This window comes from Streptomyces sp. YKOK-I1 (assembly GCF_054660435.1).
Map to the genome: position 1 here is coordinate 5,573,017 of NZ_BAAGDR010000001.1, position 17,934 is coordinate 5,590,950.

Here is a 17,934-nt window from a genome sequence, read left to right on the forward strand (position 1 = left end):
ACGTCGACGGCCGCAGAGACTTTGGGCGGGAGCTGCCATGGGGCGAGTGAACAGGGGGCCTTACGCTCGCCCGGCGAATCGGGCAGGTACTGGACCTGCCCGCTGGTGTGCCCGATTGGCCCCCTGTTCTTCGAGGCTCGCCCCATGGCGGCTGCCTAAAGTCTCGGAGACCGGCGACCCCCAGCCACCCACGCCCCGGCCCTCGGCGGCCCATCGTCGCTTCGCCTCCTCGGGCGTGCTGTCGTGTGGGGCGTCCGGCGCTCGGCCGGGACCGGCGGTCACGCCGCACGCCCGGCCGGGGCGGCCGGGCGTCCCGGCGCGCCGCAGGCGCGCCCTTGAGGAAGTGAAGGCTGTTTCGACCGATCCGGCTCGCAGCTCAGGGGCGGGTGCGTCGCGCGGGCTGTTTGTCGGCGGTGATCCGGTAGGTGAGTTCGGCGCGGTCGGCTCCGATGCGGAGTTCTTCGAGGATCAGGGGCCGGTCGTCGGTGTCGTGGGTGACGCGGGAGAGGTGCAGGATCGGTGTCGCGTCGGGGAGCTGGAGCGTGGTGCGCTCGTCGGGCAGCGGCATGCGGGCGCGTACGGTCTCGGACCAGGTGAGCTTGTGTCCGTCCTCGGTGAGCTGCCGGTAGAACGCTGCCGGGCGTTTGCACGGCTCCTCGGCCAGCATCGGAACCGCTTCGGCCACGGCGAACGGGATGAGCGTGCGGTGCATGGCGCGTGTGCCCGTGCTGGGGTCGAAGAGCAAGCGGTCACAGCCGTACAGGGCCTCTTCCTCGCCGAGTTCAAGGAGTCGGCCGGTGGCCTTGGTGGTGTGAGTCCGGTAGGCGCTGGCCTCCTCGGTCTCCTGCCAGACATCGCCGTTGGGCATGACGAACCTGCCGTCGGCGGTGCGGCTGATGCGACGCTCGATCGTCAACGACGGCTGTCCGTCGGAGCGCACGAAGCTGCCCTTACCGTGGCGGACGTCGATCAGCCCTTCCGCGCGCAGTGCCGCGATGGCGTTGCGGACGGTCGGGCGGGACACGGCGTAGCGGGCCATGAGCTGAGCTTCGGACGGCAACAGGGAGTCGGGGGCGAACTCGCCCGACAGGATCGCTTCGCGGATGGCTGCGGCCACCTGCTGGTAGAGGGCTCCGGGGCGCTGGATCTCCGACATCTGGGCATCTCCGACGGGTCAAGGTCGTAGGAACGTCGCACGCGCGACATCACTCGTCAGCATAAGTACTTGCGTACTCGCCGTACAGCGCTCCACACTCTTCACTCGTAAGGACAAGTGACGTCAGGAGAAGTCTGGCGTCGTGATTGGCCAGGGAGGCCGAAGATCATGCAGTCCATTCCCGTGGACACGGCGCGGCTGGGCGTACTGCGGTGCGCCATCGCTCCGGAAGTGAAGATCAGCAACTCCGAGACACAGGAGGTGAAGAAGGACCGGGACGGCAACCCGGTCTTCACGGTGGCGGTCACCGTGCGGCAGGACCGGCGGCGGATCTCCGTGATCGAGATCGCCGTGAGCGGTGAGCCGACCGGGATCGAGGAAGGGCAGATCGTCAAGGTCACCGGGCTGGTGGCGTTCATGTGGTCGATGGGTGACCGGCACGGCGTCAGCTTCCGGGCCGATGCGATCACGCCCGTACACGGCACCCCGGCTGTGCAGCGCAAGGGTGGTGAGGCGTGATGGAGCCGTACATCATCGCCCTCGCCCTGGCGGTACTCGCTTGGGTGCTCGTGGTCGGGGACCTGGTGCGCCGGCGCCGTCCGGTCTGGCACTGGTACCTCGTCGGCTACCCGCTGACCGCGTGGCGGGTGGTGTCCACCTGGCGGCGAGTCGCTGTGCTCAACGACCTGGCGGTGTCCCGGCTTCCGGCCCGGACCCTCGTCGGTCACCTGCTGGTCAAGGGTGACCCGGTGCGGCCGGTGGCTCCGCGCTGCTCCTTCCCGCACGTCACCCCGATGGGGCTGAGCGTGCTGGTGCGGCTGCACGCGGGGCAGACTCCGGCGACGTACTTGAAGGCGGCGGATGCGTTCGTGCACGCGTGGAAGGTGCACGCGGTGCGGGTCACCTCGCCGGAACGCGGCCTTGTGCTGCTGACCGCGATGGCGAGTGATCCGCTGGAGCGGCCGGGCTTAGCCACGGCTCCGGCTGAACTCCTCTCTGCGCTGATCGGGGCGTTGGAGACGGGCGGGGCGTGGGTGATGAACCTGCGGCTGGTGCCGCACTGGCTGATCGCCGGGGCTACCCGCTCGGGCAAGTCCACCCTGCTGGCCCGGCTCATCACCCAACTCGCCACACAGCGCGTCGCCCTGGTCGGCATCGACTGCAAGGGCGGCATGGAACTCGGCCTGTTCACCGCACGACTCAGCGCCCTGGCCACCTGCCGTCGTGAAGCGGTGGCCGTGCTCTCGGCCCTGGTAGTCGACATGCAGGACCGGATGAGCGCGTGCCGGTCGGCCGGGGTCCGCTCCATCTGGGAGCTCCCGGACAAGCTCCGCCCGGTCCCGGTCGTCGTCCTGGTCGACGAGATCGCGGAGCTCTACCTGTCCGACGGCACTCGCGAGAGCAAGGCGGAGGCCGAACAGTGCTCCACGCTGCTGCTGCGGCTGGCCCAACTCGGCGCCGCACTCGGCATCCACCTGGTCGTGGCCGGCCAACGTGTCGGCTCCGACCTCGGATCCGGTGTGACCGCACTGCGGGCCCAGCTCGGCGGTCGGATCTGCCACCGGGTCAACGACCCCGGCACGGCTGAGATGACCCTCGGTGACCTCAACAAGGACGCCGTGGCGGTCGCTCAAGCCATCACGGCGGAGGAACGCGGTGTGGCCGTGTGTACCGGCCCGGAGGGCGGCTGGAGCCGTGCCCGCTCCCATCTCACCCCGACGGATGAGGCCGTGGCCACGGCCCGGAAGTACGGCGCGATGACCCCGGATCTGCCCCTCGTCACCCGCGCGCTGACGGCGCTGGAAGGAGAGTCCAAGTGATCAGCGAAGGTACGGCGTTCACGTTCGCGGTGATCTTCGGGATCATCACCGTCCTCCTCGTCCGTTCCCGCGACGTCCGGGCCTGGGAAGCGGTCTGTGTCGGGCTCTTCGGCGTTTACCTCGGTCAGACCCCGGTGGTCTTCACCATCCACGGGCTCGTGACCTGGTTCATCAGCGGCTTCTCCCACACCTGAGCAGAGAGGACACCCAGCCATGCCTATGCCTCGCGTGAGGTGCCCGTACTGCAAGGGGGACGGTGCCCGCAGGACCTGGAGCGGACGCTTCCGGCGCTGCCGCGTCTGCCGCGGCACCGGCACCATCCGCTGAACCACCACGACACCGACCACCCAAGGGAGCGATCCCATGACCGACTCCGCGCCACCAACCCTCGCCCCTGCCGCTACGGCGGCCCACCCCGGAAGGTCACCACCATCACCCCGGACTTCACCCCGGCTGACCGGCGCGCCGCCCTCGACCGCGCGGCGCGCCTGCGTCAGCTCCCCGAAACAGACCGCGACGCAATCCGCCTCGCTCAAGACCCCAAGTTCCCCCGCTGGCTGGAGCAGATCACCGCCACCGGCGGATGCGCTCACCCCGTCCACCTCTCCGGCTCCACCACCATCCTGGACGGCACAACTGGCGAGATCCTCCGCCACTACGACACCCGCAACGAACCCGGCGAACGCCTCCTCGTCCGCTGCCGCAACCGCCGCGCAACCATCTGCCCGGCCTGCTCCCGCCTCCACGCAGGAGACACCTATCATCTCGTCCGGGCCGGTCTCCTCGGAGGCAAGAACGTTCCCCCGGCCGTCCGTTACCGGCCTCGGCTGTTCGTCACGCTCACTGCCCCTTCTTTCGGCCCGGTCCACCGGGCTGGGGAACAATGTCGACCCCGCCGAGATCGCCGCACCTGTGAACATGGGCGCCCCCTTGGCTGCGGCAGCGTCCACGCCTCGGATGCCCCGGTCGTCGGCCAACCGCTCTGCCCCGGTTGCTACGACTACACAGCGCACGTCCTTTGGCACGCGCACGCCTCCAAGCTGTGGGACCGCTTCGTGATCGACGTGAGGCGGCGCCTGGCCTCCTCCGTCGGCCTCGTACAGTCCCGCTTTGCCGAGCATGCCCGGCTGTCCTTCGCTCGCGTTGCCGAGTACCAGAAGCGGGCGGCCGTCCATGTCCATGCCGTCGTACGCCTCGACGGGCCGAACGGATCCGACGACGAACCCCCGGCGTGGGGCACTGTGCAGCTCCTCATTGATGCCGTACGCAAGTCGGCCCGGCGGGTCCTGGTCTGCTCTCCCTACAGCCCGGCCGTGGGTGAGCGGGTCTTGCGCTGGGGTGAGCAGATCGACGCTCGGCCACTGCGCACCGACGGTGACGGCCCCGATGACGACGCTGTGGCCGCGTACGTCGCCAAGTACGTGACCAAGGGAGCGAGCGAAACCGGCGCCGGCCTCGACTCCCCACTCACCACCTGGGCCGATATCGAGTCGGCGCCCGTCAGTACCCACGTCCGCGCCCTCATGCGCGCCTGCTGGCGCCTCGGCGGCCTCCCCGAGTACGAACCCCTCCGCCTCCGCCCCTGGACCCACACCCTGGGCTACCGGGGCCACATCCTCACCAAATCCCGCGCCTACTCCACCACCTACGCCGTACTGCGCGCCGAGCGCGCCCACCACATGGGCCACGACGACACCCGCGACGCGAGCACGGAACGCCACTGGCGCTATGTCGGCTCTGGCCACACCCCCGGCGCGGCCCTCATCGCGGCTGGAGTCGCCGAAGACCTGGCCCTCAACCGGGAAGCCGTCCGAGACGAGTGCAAGGGGGCTGAGCGCGCATGAGAGGGGGCTCAAACCGGCTTCTGACACCTGCTCAGACTGCCGAGTTTCTGGCCGTGTCCCTGCACACGCTCTACGGCAACTGGAGGGCGTGGGGGCTGACCGGCTACCGCGTCGGCAAGCATCTCCGCTTCCGAGAAAGGGACTTGGAATCCTGGTTAAGCAGACACGTCGTTAATAAGCACGTATAGAATATTGGTGCTGAGTAGATCGAGCGAAGGGGGACCCTGTCATGGGTTCGATCATCAAGCGGTGTGACTGTCCCGTCACGGCATGGGACCGGTGCCCGCATCCCTGGGTGACCCGCTGGCGCGAGCCTGGTGGCCGTTCGGGGCGGCAGCGAGAGAAATCCTTCGAGTCGGGCGCGACCGGCAAGAAGTTAGCTGCCAAGTGGGAGCGCAAGGTCGAACGCGACAAGGACACCGGGTCGTACATCGACCCTGAACAGTCCAAGCGGACATTCGCCGACGTCTGGGACGAGTGGCTGAACGCGGGGTCGGACGAAGATCAGTTGGCCGTGTCGTCGCGTGCGCAGTACGTGAGCATCTACAAGAACCACTACGCCGAGTTCTTCGGTCCGCGCCCCATCGCCTCCATTACTGCCAGTGATATCACCAAGTGGGAGACGCTCCAGAAAGAGAAGGGGTACAAGCCGTACGGCGTTCACACGCGCAAGGTCGTCCTTGCCTCGCTCTTCAAGTACGCCTGGACGGCTGAGATCATCCCGCGCAATCCGTGCAAGAAGGCGGAAGCGCGCAAGCGCAAGGGATCGGCTTACCGGCCGATCGATCCGGCCGAAGTACCGACGACCGGTGAGGTTGAGGCGATCTTCGACGAGATCAAGCCCTACTACCGCTCGGTGGTCTGGAGCATGGCCGGGTGCGGTCTCCGTGTCGGTGAGGCGCTGGCACTGTGTGAGCAGAAGTGGGAGCAGAACACCGGGTTCGTGAAGATCAATGCCCAGCTCTCCAGCTTCGGCGCGAACGAGGGCGCGGGCCGCGGAACGGCGATTCGGGATGAGGTGAAGTGGTCCCGGACTGGCCGTAAGGTTCCGGTCCCGGAGATCACTGACGAAGCGTGGCGCGCTCACATCGCCACGTATGGCACCTGGGGCGACGAAGGATGGTTCTACGAGTCCGAGACGTACGCCAACCGCTTCCCGTCGCGGACGACCTTCGCCGACCGGTGGAACAAGGCGACTGAGGATGCGGGGCTGAAGCATCGGGGCCTCACTCCCAAGTCTCTCCGGCACTACTTCGCCTCGGTGGCGATCGCGGCCGGCGTCCCGCTTCCGGAGTTGGCCGTGTGGATGGGGCACGCCAGTAGCAAGACAACCGAACAGGTGTACATCCACCTCCTCCCGGGCGCCGAAGAGCGGATCAAGGGTGCTGTGGCGCGGGCCGTCGCCCGTGATCTGTCCGAGTCGCTGAGTCGGATCCGCTCGGCGTAGGGCGTGCTGACTCAGCATGACGTGCTGAGCTGGTGCTGAGTTGAGGCGCAATTGTCGGGCATATTGCCTGGTGATTGCGCCTCTGAACTTTAATGTGGAGTTCTACACAGGCGTGGGCCAGACGCTCGACATGCCCGTCATGCTGGCGCCGGTTCCCAACGCGATCGACTTCACCGACAAGAAGGTGCTGATCGCCGACGACGTCGCCGACACCGGGAAGACGCTGAAGCTCGTCCATGACTTCTGCCTCGACCATGTCGCCGAGGTCCGTTCCGCCGTCATCTACGAGAAGTCGCACTCGCTGGTGAAGTGCGAGTACGTCTGGAAGCGCACCGACGACTGGATCAACTTCCCGTGGAGTGTCCTGCCGGCGGTACGTAAGGCGGGGGAGCCGGTCACCCCGTCCACCGAGGCCCTCTGACCTGCCCCGACTCGCAACAGGCCCCTTCGGCTCTCCTGCCGCCGGGGGTGGGGGCGGGCCGGGCGGGTATCTCGCCCGAGCGGTCCTCAACCCTGCCGTTCTGGTCGAGGAGCTCGACGGGCCTGTCGGTGTGTTCGCCCACGTGTCACCGCTGGAACGCCGCGTCCTGCGCTTGCCCGACGACCAGCCGTGAACACGGTGCCGGAGCGCTCCAGCCGACGGCGACGTCCATCCCCTGCACCAGGACCAGGCCCATCAGGACCAGGCCCACCAGGAACACGTCTACCAGGACCAGGCCATCTGGTCCGCCGGCACCAGCCACTGACCCGGCAGCCGGTCCGCCCGCCACGCGGCGAGCACCGCGGCCCGCGTCTCCTCGACCGACTCGACATCGAGGCCGACGCCGACGCCGACGACACGCTCCTGCTCGGCTTCCTTGTCCTCCGTCACGTCCCGCTCCCTCCCTCTCGACCCGTCCAGACGCGAGGCAGCCGTTCCGGTTCACGCGCCGTGCTCTCGTCCAGCCATGAACACGTGTCCGTGCCGCCGCCACCCCACGCCGGTTCCTGCGGGAACAACTCCCGCATCAGGACCAGCGGACCGAGGCCCCCAACCGTCACCCGCGGCACCGTCAAGTCCCTCCCCCCGGCCCGCCGCCACATACGCCAATGGCCGGCCCTCACGCCCTGAGCGGGTGTGGAAGGACCGGCCACGGGTACCGGAGAGACGGTGGGAGAGTCAGAACGTGCCCAGCTTCACGATCGACAGCAGCGCGATCAGCTGGATCGCCGACGCGCCCAGCGCCTTCGGCCACGGCAGGTCGTGCGACTTGCTCACCATCATGGTCAGCAGCGCGCCCGCCGCGATCCAGGTCACCCACCCCAGGAGCTGTACGAACGCCGCGTCGCCGCCCGCGAACATCGCGACCAGCAGCCGCGGCGCGTCGGTCAGCGACATGATCAGCATCGACAGTCCGACCGTCGGCTGCCACGCGCCGTTCCCGCCGAGCTGACGGGCCAGGGTGTGCGTGACGGCGCCCAGCACGAAGGAGCTGATCACCAGCGCGACGGCCGTCGTCAGGACGATCGGGATCGCGTTGGAGATGGTGGCCTTTATGGCGTCTTCACGGGTGTCGTCGAACCCGAAGACCGCCAGCAGGCCGTAGAGGAAGGTCACGATCAGGGCGGGGCCCCACATCGTGTAGTCGCGCATCCGCAGGAAGGTCTGGTTGGGGGACAGGACGATCCCGCGCAACAGGTCCTTCCAGGGCAGCCGGGGCCCGACCGGCCCGGCGGGCGCGGCCGCGGGCGCACCCGCGTGGTACGTGTCGCCCTGGCTGTACTGCTGGTGGTCGTCGACCGAGAACGCCTGGGTGTGCCCCGGGTTGTTCGCCGCGTACGGGTCGTGCGGGGCGCCGCCGCCGAAGTACTCCGGCTCGTCGCTCCCGCCGCCGTTCCCGCCGCCGTTCCCACCGCTGTTGCCGTGCGGCGGCCACTGACCGCTGCCGCCCCCGCCGTACGGCGGCTGCTGTCCGCCGCGGAACTGCGGCGGGTACGGCTGCTGCGCCGGCGGCGCGTAGCCGTACGACGGCCCCGCGGGGCCCTGTTGGCCCTGCGGCGCCTGCTGCCCGTACGGAGGGTGTTGCGGTCGCGCTTGGGGGGCGCGGTTGTCCCGGCCGCCACGTCCGATCCTGAATCCAGCCACGTCATCGAACGTACCTGGTCCGGCCGACAGACGTGCCGGAGCCGGCCTCCGGGACCCCCCTTTGCGGCCGAGCTGTGACATCCCCTAAGGGATGTCATGGTGCTGTGTCAGTGGTTCGTCAGGGGCGACCGGGCAACCCCGGGTGGGATACGGGAGTCCGGCCGGGGCGCCCCGGCCGGACACGGCGTCAGTCCGCCAGCGCCGCACCGAAGTACGGCAGGCTGCCCAGGCCCAGCCCCGCCGCGGTCAGGGTGGTGGAGCCGGTGCCGGTCGGGCCCGACGAGGTGCCGGGGAGCAGATGGAGGAGGCCCACCTCCGGTGAGGAGGCGACGAGCTCGGCGCGGCCATCACGGTCGTAGTCGCGCAGCAGCACCGACGCGCCGAACCAGGTGTCGCCCTGGTCGAAGGGGCCCTCGACGCCGGGCGTCGTGTAGTCGTACTGGCGGGAGCCCGTGCCCGTGAGGCCCGAGGCGCCGCCGCGCAGCACGGTGACGGCGCCGGAGCTCGACGGGCGGGTGCCGAGGACCTCCAGGGGCACGCCCACGGCCAGGTCCGGGTAGCCGTCGCCGTTGACGTCGCCGGCCGAGACGTCGTAACCGAAGTAGTCGTTCGCCTCGCGGGTGCCGGGGACGCCCGAGGTGTTCTGGCTGAGCGACTTCACGGTCGAGGAGAAGCCCGTGGAGGTGCCCTTCAGGACGTGGACGGCGCCGCCCGTGCCCGAGCGGGAGACACCGACGGCCAGGTCGCCGTAGCCGTTCTTGTCGAAGTCGGCGATCGTGGCGCTCGAACCGACCAGTTCGGTGGAGGCGGGCAGGGAGACCTTCTTCGGCGGGCGGACCGGGCCGCTCGCCGAGCCCTTGTAGAACCAGACGCGGTTGCCGCGGGTGGCGGCGTCGCGGCCGATCACCGCGAAGTCGGCCGTGCCGTCCTTGGTGACCTTGCCGGAGACCACCAGCGAGGCGTCCATGTCCTCGCCGTCGACCGGGTCCAGGTTGGTGGCCGTACCGCGTGCGCCGGACTTGGTGAACGGGCCGCGCTGGTACCAGATCGCGTCGCCGTCCACCGAGACGACGTCCGGTCTGCCGTCGGCGTTGAAGTCGCCCACGGCGAGATCGGCGGCGAAGTTGCAGGTACGGCAGCTCGTGCCCGGGCTCGTGTACTGGCTTCCGCCGCTCATGCCCGCCCGGGAGCCCCACAGGACGGTGAAGCTGCCGGTCCGGGTGCCGACGTGCTCGCCGAGGGCGGTGACCACGATGTCGGCGTAGCCGTCGGTGTTCAGGTCGGCGGTGGTGATCTTCGAGCCGAAACGGTCGTTCGTCTCCGCGCCGCCCGCGACGTTCGGGCTGTTCTGGGTGATCACGGTCCGCCGGGCCGGGTCCAGGCCGTCCGCGGTGCCCCAGACGACCAGGACCGCGCCCGCCTGCCTCTTGCCGGCCACGGTCGCGAGGCTGTCGCCGAGGGCCAGGTCACGGTAGCCGTCGCCGTTGAAGTCGTCCGCGTACTTCGCGGCCGCCGCCCCGGCCGGGGCGGGCAGGGCCAGCGGGGTGAGACCGCCCGCGAGGAGGGCGGCGGCCAGGAGGCTCGTGCGCGTGCGCAAGGACATGGGGCGCAAGGACATGGGACGCAGGGACATGGGGCGCAGGGACATGGGGTGGGTCCGTTCGGGAGAGGAACAGAGACGGTGGCGCCGGGTCAGTCGACGAGGTTCGAGCCGAAGTCCGGCAGCACGGTCGCGCCGGTCGCCGTCGGGCCCGTGTTCGTGCCGGGCAGGAGTACGCCGCCCTCGTACGAGCCGATCGCCAGGTCCGCCCTGCCGTCCCGGTTCAGGTCGCGCAGCCGGACGGCGTAGCCGAAGGAGGCGAGGGCGGTGGCGGGGCCCTGGACGGTCTGCGGGATCCAGGAGGAGCGGGCGCCCGAGAGGCCGCCGGGGCCGCCGCGGAAGAAGGTCACCCCGCCCTGGTCGTTCCGTCCGCCGGCGCCGTTCTCGCCGGGGACGCCGACCGCGAGGTCGGCGTAGCCGTCGCCGTTGGCGTCGGCCGCCGACAGGCTCTGGCCGAAGACGTCGCCGGTCGCGGCGGTGCCGGGGACGCCGGTGGTGTTCTGGGTGTACGTCGCCGAGCCGCTCGGTCCGGCGGAGGTGCCGCGCCACACCGTGACCGCGCCCTTGTCGCCGTTCAGACCCGGCAGGCCGATGGCGATGTCGCCGTAGCCGTTCTTGTCGAAGTCGCCGATGACGGCTTCCGGGTCGAGGCCCTTGTTCGCGTCGCCGAGGGTCTTGGCGGGGCCCGAGGAGAGACCGGAGGCGGTGCCCTTGAGGAACCAGGCACGCTCCTTGATCCTGCTGCCGTAGAACTGCACGCCGAGGACCACCAGGTCGGTCCTGCCGTCGCCGTTGACCTTGCCCGCGGCGAGCGCGGCCGAGTTCCAGTCGGGCTTGTCGATCTTGCTGAAGGCGCCGGTGCGGCCGGCCTTGGTGAACGGGCCGCGGTACAGCCAGGCCTCGCTGCCGCCGATGACGGCCAGGTCGGGCGAGCCGTCGCCGGTGAAGTCACCGACGGCCAGGTCGGAGCCGAAGTACGAGCCGGCGCCGCTCCTCGGCGCGAGGTCGGTGCCGCCGGACAGGCCGGTGCGCGAGCCCCAGACGACGGTGACCGTGCCGCGGTAGGAGCTGCTGCTGCCCACCTGCTCGAAGGGGTTGCCGACGACGAGATCGGCGTACCCGTCCTTGTTGAGGTCACCGCTCGCCAGCGAGGCGCCCCACTGGTCGTCGTCCTCGCCCGTGCCCGGCACCCCGGCGCTGTCCTGGTGGACCAGTCGGCTGTGGGAGGTGTCCAGGCCGTGTGCGGTGCCGTACACGACCCTGACGGCGCCGCCCCAGTAGTCCTCCTCGCCCTCCCCGCGGGAGCCCGAGAACGCGTTGGCATACGCCAGATCCCGGTATCCGTCGCCGTTGAAGTCGTCGTAGTGCTTGGCGACGGCCGCCGAGGCGGGCGCGCTCAGCGCCAGCGGGGCGAGGCCGGCCGCGAGCAGGGCGGTGGTGAGGGCGGCCGGGGTGCTTCTGCGCAACGGGTTCTCCTGGGGGAGGCGGCTGTCGACGGCGGTCGACGAACAGGAGACCCGCTCCAACAGGTAAGGGTTGTACGGGAGTTCGGTAAATCTCCGTGGAGGCAACGGCGGTGGGAACGGCGGTGGGAACGGCGGTGCCCCCAGGTCCGGGAAGGACCTGGGGGCACCGGACGCGTCGGCCGCCGTGGCCGCCGTGGTTACTTCACCGGCTCCGGCTCCGGCTCGCTCTCCGTCTCCGCCGGGTCCTCCGGGTCGACCGGCGTCTTCACCGACTCCAGGAGGAGCTGGGCGACGTCCACGACCGTGATGGACTCCTTGGCCTTGCCTTCGTTCTTCTTGCCGTTCACGGAGTCCGTGAGCATGACGAGGCAGAAGGGGCAGGCGGTGGAGACGATGTCGGGGTTCAGCGACAGGGCTTCGTCGACGCGCTCGTTGTTGATGCGCTTGCCGATCCGCTCCTCCATCCACATCCGGGCGCCGCCGGCGCCGCAGCAGAAGCCGCGCTCCTTGTGGCGGTGCATCTCCTGCTGGCGCAGGCCGGGGACGGCGGTCATGATCTCGCGCGGGGGCGTGTAGATCTTGTTGTGGCGGCCCAGGTAGCAGGGGTCGTGGTAGGTGATGATGCCCTCGACCGGGGTCACCGGGATCAGCCTGCCCTCGTCGACGAGGTGCTGGAGCAGCTGGGTGTGGTGGATGACCTCGTAGTCGCCGCCGAGCTGCGGGTACTCGTTGCCGATGGTGTTGAGGCAGTGCGGGCAGGTGGCGACGATCTTCTTGGCCGACTTCGGCTTGGCGGACTCGGCGGTCACCTTGCCGTCGTCGTCCGTCTCCTCGCCGAACGCCATGTTCAGCGCCATGACGTTCTCCATGCCGAGCTCCTGGAAGAGGGGCTCGTTGCCGAGGCGGCGGGCGGAGTCGCCGGTGCACTTCTCGTCGCCGCCCATGATCGCGAACTTGACGCCCGCGATGTGCAGCAGCTCGGCGAAGGCCTTGGTGGTCTTCTTGGCGCGGTCCTCCAGGGCGCCGGCGCAGCCGACCCAGTAGAGGTACTCGACCTCGGAGAGGTCCTCGATGTCCTGGCCGACGACCGGCACCTCGAAGTCGACTTCCTTCGTCCACTCCAGGCGCTGCTTCTTGGCCAGGCCCCAGGGGTTGCCCTTCTTCTCCAGGTTCTTGAGCATCGTGCCCGCCTCGGAGGGGAAGCTGGACTCGATCATGACCTGGTAGCGGCGCATGTCGACGATGTGGTCGACGTGCTCGATGTCCACGGGGCACTGCTCGACGCACGCGCCGCAGGTGGTGCAGGACCACAGGACGTCGGGGTCGATGACGCCGTTCTCCTCGGCGGTGCCGATCAGCGGCCGCTCGGCCTCGGCGAGGGCCGCCGCGGGGACGTCCTTCAGCTGCTCCTCGGACCCCTTCTCCTCGCCCTCCATGGTCTTGCCGCCGCCCGCGAGCAGGTAGGGCGCCTTGGCGTGGGCGTGGTCCCGCAGGGACATGATCAGCAGCTTGGGGGAGAGCGGCTTGCCGGTGTTCCACGCGGGGCACTGCGACTGGCAGCGGCCGCACTCGGTGCAGGTGGAGAAGTCGAGCAGGCCCTTCCAGGAGAACTGCTCGACCTGGGAGACGCCGAAGACGTCGTCGTCACCGGGGTCGGTGAAGTCGATCGGCTTGCCGCCGGAGGTCATCGGCTGCAGGCCGCCGAGGGCCGTCCGGCCGGTCGCCTCGCGCTTGAACCAGATGTTCGGGAAGGCCAGGAAGCGGTGCCAGGCCACGCCCATGTTGGTGTTGAGGGAGACCACGATCATCCACACGAAGGACGTGCCGATCTTGATCGTCGCGACCAGGTAGACCAGGTTCTGGAGGGCGGTGACGCTCAGCCCCTTGAAGGCCAGGACCAGCGGGTACGAGGCGAAGTACGCGGCCTCGTAGTGCTCCACGTGGTGGATCGCGCCCTCGAGACCGCGCAGGGTGTAGATCGCGAGGCCGATGGTGAGGATGACGTACTCGACGAAGTACGCCTGGCCGGACTTGGAGCCCGCGAAGCGGGACTTGCGGCCCGGGCGCGAGGGCAGGTTCAGCAGCCGGATCACGATCAGGACGGCGATGCCGAGGATCGTCATCACGCCGATGAACTCGATGTAGAGCTCGAACGGCAGGAAGCCGCCGATGACCGGCAGCGTCCAGTCGGCCTGGAAGAGCTGGCCGAAGGCCTGCGCCAGGGTCGGCGGCAGCGTCAGGAAGCCGATGGCCACGAACCAGTGGGCGAAGCCCACGATGCCCCAGCGGTTCATCCGCGTGTGGCCGAGGAACTCCTTCACGAGCGTCACACTGCGCGCGTAGGGGTTGTCGGTACGGGAGCCGGCCGGAACCGGCTGGCCCAGTTTGAAGTACCGGACGAACTGACCGATGGCGCGTGCGAGCAGCGCGACGCCGACCACGGTCAGGACCAGCGACACGATGATCGCGGCGAGTTGCATGAGGGGGCTCCCCGGGCCTGCGAGGGTTGAAGAATTGCTAGGCGGTTACTAAGCGGTAACTTATGCAGTCCGTCTGAGACTACCCCCATACTGCGCTGCACTGTAGCGGGCGGTGAGGTGATCTGGATCGCTGAGGGTCGCCTCAGAGTCCGACCGTGTTATTCGTACCAAATTGGTACATTAGTTACTAACTTATATGCGTGCTCTACGGGATCGCCGCCGCCGCCACCGCCCTTCTGCTCTCCGCCGTCCTCGCCGGACTGCTGCGCGTGCCCGCCCTGCGTCTCGGGCTGGTCGAGCGGCGGCAGCGACAGCGGCGGGTTCCGCTGTCCGGCGGCCTCGCCGTCGTCCTCACCACCTGCCTCGTCGCGCTCGCCGGGGACCGCTGGGGGTACGCCCCGCTCGGCGACGGCGTCGGGGCGCTGCTCCCGGCCGCGGCCGCCCTGGCCGGACTGGGGCTGATCGCGGACGTGTGGCGGCTCAAGGCCCGTCTCCTCGTGCTCGGTACGGCGGTGGCGGCCGCCTTCGTCGTGCCCTACGGCGACACCGGCCCCTGGGCGGGGGCGCTCGCCGTCGCCTGGATCACCTTCGTGGCGCTCGCCTTCCGGTCCCTCGACCACGCGGACGGGGTGGCGGGCACGGTCGGGGTCGTCACCGCCTTCGGCGCGGCCGCGTGCGCCGCGCTGGAGGTGCTGGACGGGGTGGCCGTCCTGCTGAGCGTCCTCGCCGCCGCGCTCACCGGCTTCCTGATGCACAACTGGCCCCCCGCGCGCGTGGCGCTCGGCGCCTGCGGCTCGCTGTTCGCCGGCTTCCTGCTCGCCGCGGGTGCGGTCACCGTGCGCGCGGGCGGCGGCGCGGCCGAGGGGGCGGGGGTGCTGTTCGCCCTCACGGCGGTCGCCGCGGCCGACGCCGTCCTGGTCGCGGTGGCCCGGCGGCTGGCCGGGCGGCCCCTGCTGCGCGGCGGCCCCGACCATCTCGCGCACCGGCTGCGCCGGCTCGGGCTCACCCCGCAGGGGGCGGTCGTGCTGCTCGGCGCGGCGGCCTTCGCGGGGGTGCTCGTCGGGACGCTCGTGCACACCGGCTGGGCGGGGCCGCGGGCGGTGTGGTGGGTGGCGGGCGGCGCCCTGGCCGTCGTCCTCGGGCTGCTGCGGGTCCCGGTGTACGGGCCGCCCCGCGCGCGGGGGAGCGCCTACGACGCCTCACGCGCGCGTGGCGCACGGCGTGACCCCCGGATGTCCCGGATGTACGGCCCCCGGCGTCAATCCGAGTCCCTTCCCGTACGCCCTGGATCGAGTGAACGCCAGGTCGGCCGGGATGCGTCCGCGCAGGTCAACGGCTTCTTGCGTGTAAGGAACGGATAAGAGTTGAGCGGGTGTGGCTCAGGTCTGTTGACCGAGCGGTGAGGGTCGTGCACACTTGAGTCCGTTCCACTCAAGTCAGCTGGAGGAAGATCACCATGGCACGTGCGGTCGGCATCGACCTGGGCACGACTAACTCCGTCGTCAGCGTTCTTGAAGGCGGCGAGCCCACCGTCATCACCAACGCCGAGGGTGCCCGGACCACGCCGTCCGTCGTCGCCTTCGCCAAGAACGGCGAGGTCCTCGTCGGCGAGGTCGCCAAGCGCCAGGCGGTCACGAACGTGGACCGCACCATCCGCTCGGTCAAGCGCCACATGGGCACCGACTGGAAGATCGAGCTGGACGGCAAGCCGTTCAACCCGCAGCAGATCTCCGCGTTCATCCTGCAGAAGCTGAAGCGCGACGCCGAGGCCTACCTGGGCGAGAAGGTGACCGACGCGGTCATCACCGTCCCGGCGTACTTCAACGACTCCGAGCGCCAGGCCACCAAGGAGGCCGGTGAGATCGCGGGCCTCAACGTCCTGCGCATCGTCAACGAGCCCACCGCGGCCGCGCTCGCCTACGGCCTCGACAAGGACGAGCAGATCATCCTCGTCTTCGACCTCGGTGGCGGCACCTTCGACGTGTCCCTCCTGGAGATCGGCGACGGCGTCGTCGAGGTGAAGGCCACCAACGGCGACAACCACCTCGGTGGTGACGACTGGGACCAGCGCGTCGTCGACTACCTGGTCAAGCAGTTCGCGGCCGGCCACGGCGTGGACCTCGGCAAGGACAAGATGGCGCTCCAGCGTCTGCGTGAGGCCGCCGAGAAGGCGAAGATCGAGCTGTCCTCCTCCACCGAGACCTCGATCAACCTGCCGTACATCACGGCGTCCGCCGAGGGCCCGCTGCACCTGGACGAGAAGCTCACCCGCGCCCAGTTCCAGCAGCTCACCGCGGACCTGCTCGAGCGCTGCAAGACCCCGTTCCACAACGTCATCAAGGACGCCGGCATCTCGCTGTCCGAGATCGACCACGTCGTCCTCGTCGGCGGCTCGACCCGTATGCCCGCCGTCGCCGAGCTCGTCAAGGAGCTGACCGGCGGTCAGGACGCCAACAAGGGCGTGAACCCGGACGAGGTCGTCGCCATCGGTGCCGCGCTCCAGGCCGGTGTCCTCAAGGGCGAGGTCAAGGACGTCCTGCTGCTCGACGTGACCCCGCTGTCCCTCGGCATCGAGACCAAGGGAGGGATCATGACCAAGCTCATCGAGCGCAACACCACGATCCCGACCAAGCGGTCCGAGATCTTCACCACGGCCGAGGACAACCAGCCGTCCGTGCAGATCCAGGTCTACCAGGGCGAGCGCGAGATCGCGGCCTACAACAAGAAGCTCGGCATGTTCGAGCTGACCGGTCTGCCGCCGGCCCCGCGTGGCGTCCCGCAGATCGAGGTCGCCTTCGACATCGACGCCAACGGCATCATGCACGTGACCGCCAAGGACCTGGGCACGGGCAAGGAGCAGAAGATGACCGTCACCGGCGGCTCCTCGCTGCCGAAGGACGAGGTCGACCGCATGCGCCAGGAGGCCGAGCAGTACGCGGACGAGGACCACCGCCGCCGCGAGGCCGCCGAGGCCCGCAACCAGGGCGAGCAGCTCGTCTACCAGACCGAGAAGTTCCTCAAGGACAACGAGGACAAGGTCCCCGGCGAGATCAAGACCGAGGTCGAGGCGTCCCTCGCCGAGCTGAAGGAGAAGCTCAAGGGCGAGGACACCGCCGAGATCCGTACCGCCACCGAGAAGGTCGCGGCCGTCTCGCAGAAGCTCGGCCAGGCCATGTACGCCGACGCCCAGGACGCCCAGGCCACCGCCACCGCCGGTGGCGCCGGCGAGGCCAAGGCCGACGACGACGTCGTGGACGCCGAGATCGTGGACGACGAGCGCAAGGACGGTGCCGCGTGACGGAGGAGACCCCGGGCTTCGAGGAGAAGCCCGACGTCCCCTCCGGCGCCACCTCCGACGACGCCGAGCCGAAGGCCGCCGCCTCCGAGGAGGGGGCGGCCCCGGCCGGGGACGCGAACCAGACTGCCGGGCTGGTGGCCCAGCTGGACCAGGTGCGCACCGCGCTCGGCGAGCGCACCGCGGACCTCCAGCGGCTCCAGGCCGAGTACCAGAACTACCGCCGCCGGGTCGAGCGCGACCGGATCGCGGTCAAGGAGATCGCCATCGCGAACCTCCTGACCGAGCTCCTGCCCGTGCTCGACGACATCGGCCGCGCGCGGGAACACGGCGAGTTCGTCGGCGGCTTCAAGTCGGTCGGCGAGTCGCTGGAGACCGTCGCGGCGAAGATGGGCCTGCAGCAGTTCGGCAAGGAGGGCGAGCCCTTCGACCCGACGATCCACGAGGCCCTGATGCACTCGTACGCGCCGGATGTCACCGAGACGACGTGCGTGGCGATTCTGCAGCCCGGGTATCGGATCGGCGAGCGCACCATCCGCCCCGCGCGGGTGGCCGTCGCCGAGCCCCAGCCCGGCGCCCAGGCGGTCAAGGCCGAGTCCTCGGACGCGGCCACCGCCGAGGCGGCGGACGAGAAGGACAACGGCCCTGAGGAGGGCTGACGTAGACAGCCAGCGGATCACCGGAGAGGGGGCGCGTCGAGG

General features: G+C 69.8%; 16 protein-coding genes and 1 pseudogene. 10 read left to right on the forward strand and 7 right to left on the reverse strand.

All coding sequences use genetic code 11. From position 1 onward, the window contains the following. Positions 1-376: 376 nt before the first annotated feature. Positions 377-1,156 carry a GntR family transcriptional regulator gene (locus tag ACYQ8Q_RS24825; protein WP_460067943.1) on the reverse strand — a complete coding sequence of 260 codons (780 nt, stop codon included), beginning with the start codon at positions 1,154-1,156 and terminating at the stop codon, positions 377-379. 168 nt (positions 1,157-1,324) lie between these two features. Here ACYQ8Q_RS24825 and ACYQ8Q_RS24830 point away from each other — a divergent pair, with 168 nt between their 5' ends. The 7 genes and pseudogenes from ACYQ8Q_RS24830 to ACYQ8Q_RS24860 form a co-directional block, all read left to right on the forward strand. Beyond that, the gene (locus ACYQ8Q_RS24830; protein ID WP_460067944.1) at positions 1,325-1,675 is read left to right on the forward strand and encodes an SCO3933 family regulatory protein; all 351 of its coding nucleotides are present in this window, start codon (positions 1,325-1,327) and stop codon (positions 1,673-1,675) included. Further along, positions 1,675-2,976, forward strand: a complete 1,302-nt coding sequence (locus tag ACYQ8Q_RS24835) for an FtsK/SpoIIIE domain-containing protein (protein ID WP_460073473.1) — start codon at positions 1,675-1,677, stop codon at positions 2,974-2,976. The genes ACYQ8Q_RS24830 and ACYQ8Q_RS24835 overlap by 1 nt, the downstream gene beginning before the upstream one ends. Further along, the gene (locus ACYQ8Q_RS24840) at positions 2,973-3,170 is read left to right on the forward strand and encodes a hypothetical protein (RefSeq protein ID WP_020130201.1); all 198 of its coding nucleotides are present in this window, start codon (positions 2,973-2,975) and stop codon (positions 3,168-3,170) included. Before ACYQ8Q_RS24835 ends, ACYQ8Q_RS24840 begins: the two co-directional genes overlap by 4 nt. A 294-nt stretch (positions 3,171-3,464) precedes the next feature. After that, positions 3,465-4,820, forward strand: coding sequence for a replication initiator (locus ACYQ8Q_RS24845; RefSeq protein WP_460073475.1), 1,356 nt, complete (start codon positions 3,465-3,467; stop codon positions 4,818-4,820). After that, entirely contained in the window at positions 4,817-5,008 is a 192-nt protein-coding gene (locus ACYQ8Q_RS24850; RefSeq protein ID WP_460067945.1) for a helix-turn-helix domain-containing protein, read from the forward strand. The genes ACYQ8Q_RS24845 and ACYQ8Q_RS24850 overlap by 4 nt, the downstream gene beginning before the upstream one ends. A 41-nt stretch (positions 5,009-5,049) precedes the next feature. Then, the gene (locus ACYQ8Q_RS24855) at positions 5,050-6,267 is read left to right on the forward strand and encodes a tyrosine-type recombinase/integrase (RefSeq protein WP_460067947.1); all 1,218 of its coding nucleotides are present in this window, start codon (positions 5,050-5,052) and stop codon (positions 6,265-6,267) included. Positions 6,268-6,358: 91 nt separating this feature from the next. Further along, positions 6,359-6,688, forward strand: a pseudogene (locus ACYQ8Q_RS24860) (phosphoribosyltransferase); the annotation flags it as partial. A 145-nt stretch (positions 6,689-6,833) separates the two neighbouring features. On the opposite strand, the gene ACYQ8Q_RS24865 reads toward ACYQ8Q_RS24860, so the two are convergent. The 6 genes from ACYQ8Q_RS24865 to ACYQ8Q_RS24890 all read right to left on the reverse strand — a co-directional run bounded on the left by ACYQ8Q_RS24865 (position 6,834) and on the right by ACYQ8Q_RS24890 (position 13,938). Beyond that, a complete protein-coding gene (locus tag ACYQ8Q_RS24865; RefSeq protein ID WP_460067948.1) occupies positions 6,834-6,968 on the reverse strand; it encodes a hypothetical protein in 135 nt (44 codons plus the stop codon). A 2-nt stretch (positions 6,969-6,970) separates the two neighbouring features. Next, entirely contained in the window at positions 6,971-7,138 is a 168-nt protein-coding gene (locus tag ACYQ8Q_RS24870) for a hypothetical protein (RefSeq protein WP_460067949.1), read from the reverse strand. A gap of 288 nt (positions 7,139-7,426) precedes the next feature. Then, entirely contained in the window at positions 7,427-8,473 is a 1,047-nt protein-coding gene (locus ACYQ8Q_RS24875; RefSeq protein WP_460067950.1) for a Yip1 family protein, read from the reverse strand. A 106-nt stretch (positions 8,474-8,579) separates the two neighbouring features. After that, positions 8,580-9,995 carry an FG-GAP-like repeat-containing protein gene (locus tag ACYQ8Q_RS24880; RefSeq protein WP_460067952.1) on the reverse strand — a complete coding sequence of 472 codons (1,416 nt, stop codon included), beginning with the start codon at positions 9,993-9,995 and terminating at the stop codon, positions 8,580-8,582. Positions 9,996-10,084: 89 nt separating this feature from the next. Then, complete coding sequence (locus tag ACYQ8Q_RS24885) at positions 10,085-11,518, reverse strand: FG-GAP and VCBS repeat-containing protein (protein WP_460067953.1); 1,434 nt, start codon at positions 11,516-11,518, stop codon at positions 10,085-10,087. Between the two features lie 137 nt (positions 11,519-11,655). Continuing rightward, positions 11,656-13,938 (reverse strand): heterodisulfide reductase-related iron-sulfur binding cluster, encoded by a 2,283-nt coding sequence (locus tag ACYQ8Q_RS24890; RefSeq protein ID WP_460067954.1) that lies wholly within the window; start codon positions 13,936-13,938, stop codon positions 11,656-11,658. Between the two features lie 200 nt (positions 13,939-14,138). Here ACYQ8Q_RS24890 and ACYQ8Q_RS24895 point away from each other — a divergent pair, with 200 nt between their 5' ends. The 3 genes from ACYQ8Q_RS24895 (at position 14,139) to grpE (ending at position 17,892) form a co-directional block, all read left to right on the forward strand. After that, complete coding sequence (locus tag ACYQ8Q_RS24895) at positions 14,139-15,299, forward strand: MraY family glycosyltransferase (protein WP_460067955.1); 1,161 nt, start codon at positions 14,139-14,141, stop codon at positions 15,297-15,299. A gap of 95 nt (positions 15,300-15,394) precedes the next feature. After that, on the forward strand, positions 15,395-17,236 hold the full coding sequence (gene dnaK / locus ACYQ8Q_RS24900) for a molecular chaperone DnaK (protein ID WP_460067956.1): 1,842 nt from the start codon (positions 15,395-15,397) through the stop codon (positions 17,234-17,236). Then, positions 17,233-17,892 (forward strand): nucleotide exchange factor GrpE, encoded by a 660-nt coding sequence (gene grpE / locus ACYQ8Q_RS24905; protein WP_460067958.1) that lies wholly within the window; start codon positions 17,233-17,235, stop codon positions 17,890-17,892. The genes dnaK and grpE overlap by 4 nt, the downstream gene beginning before the upstream one ends. Positions 17,893-17,934: the final 42 nt, after the last annotated feature.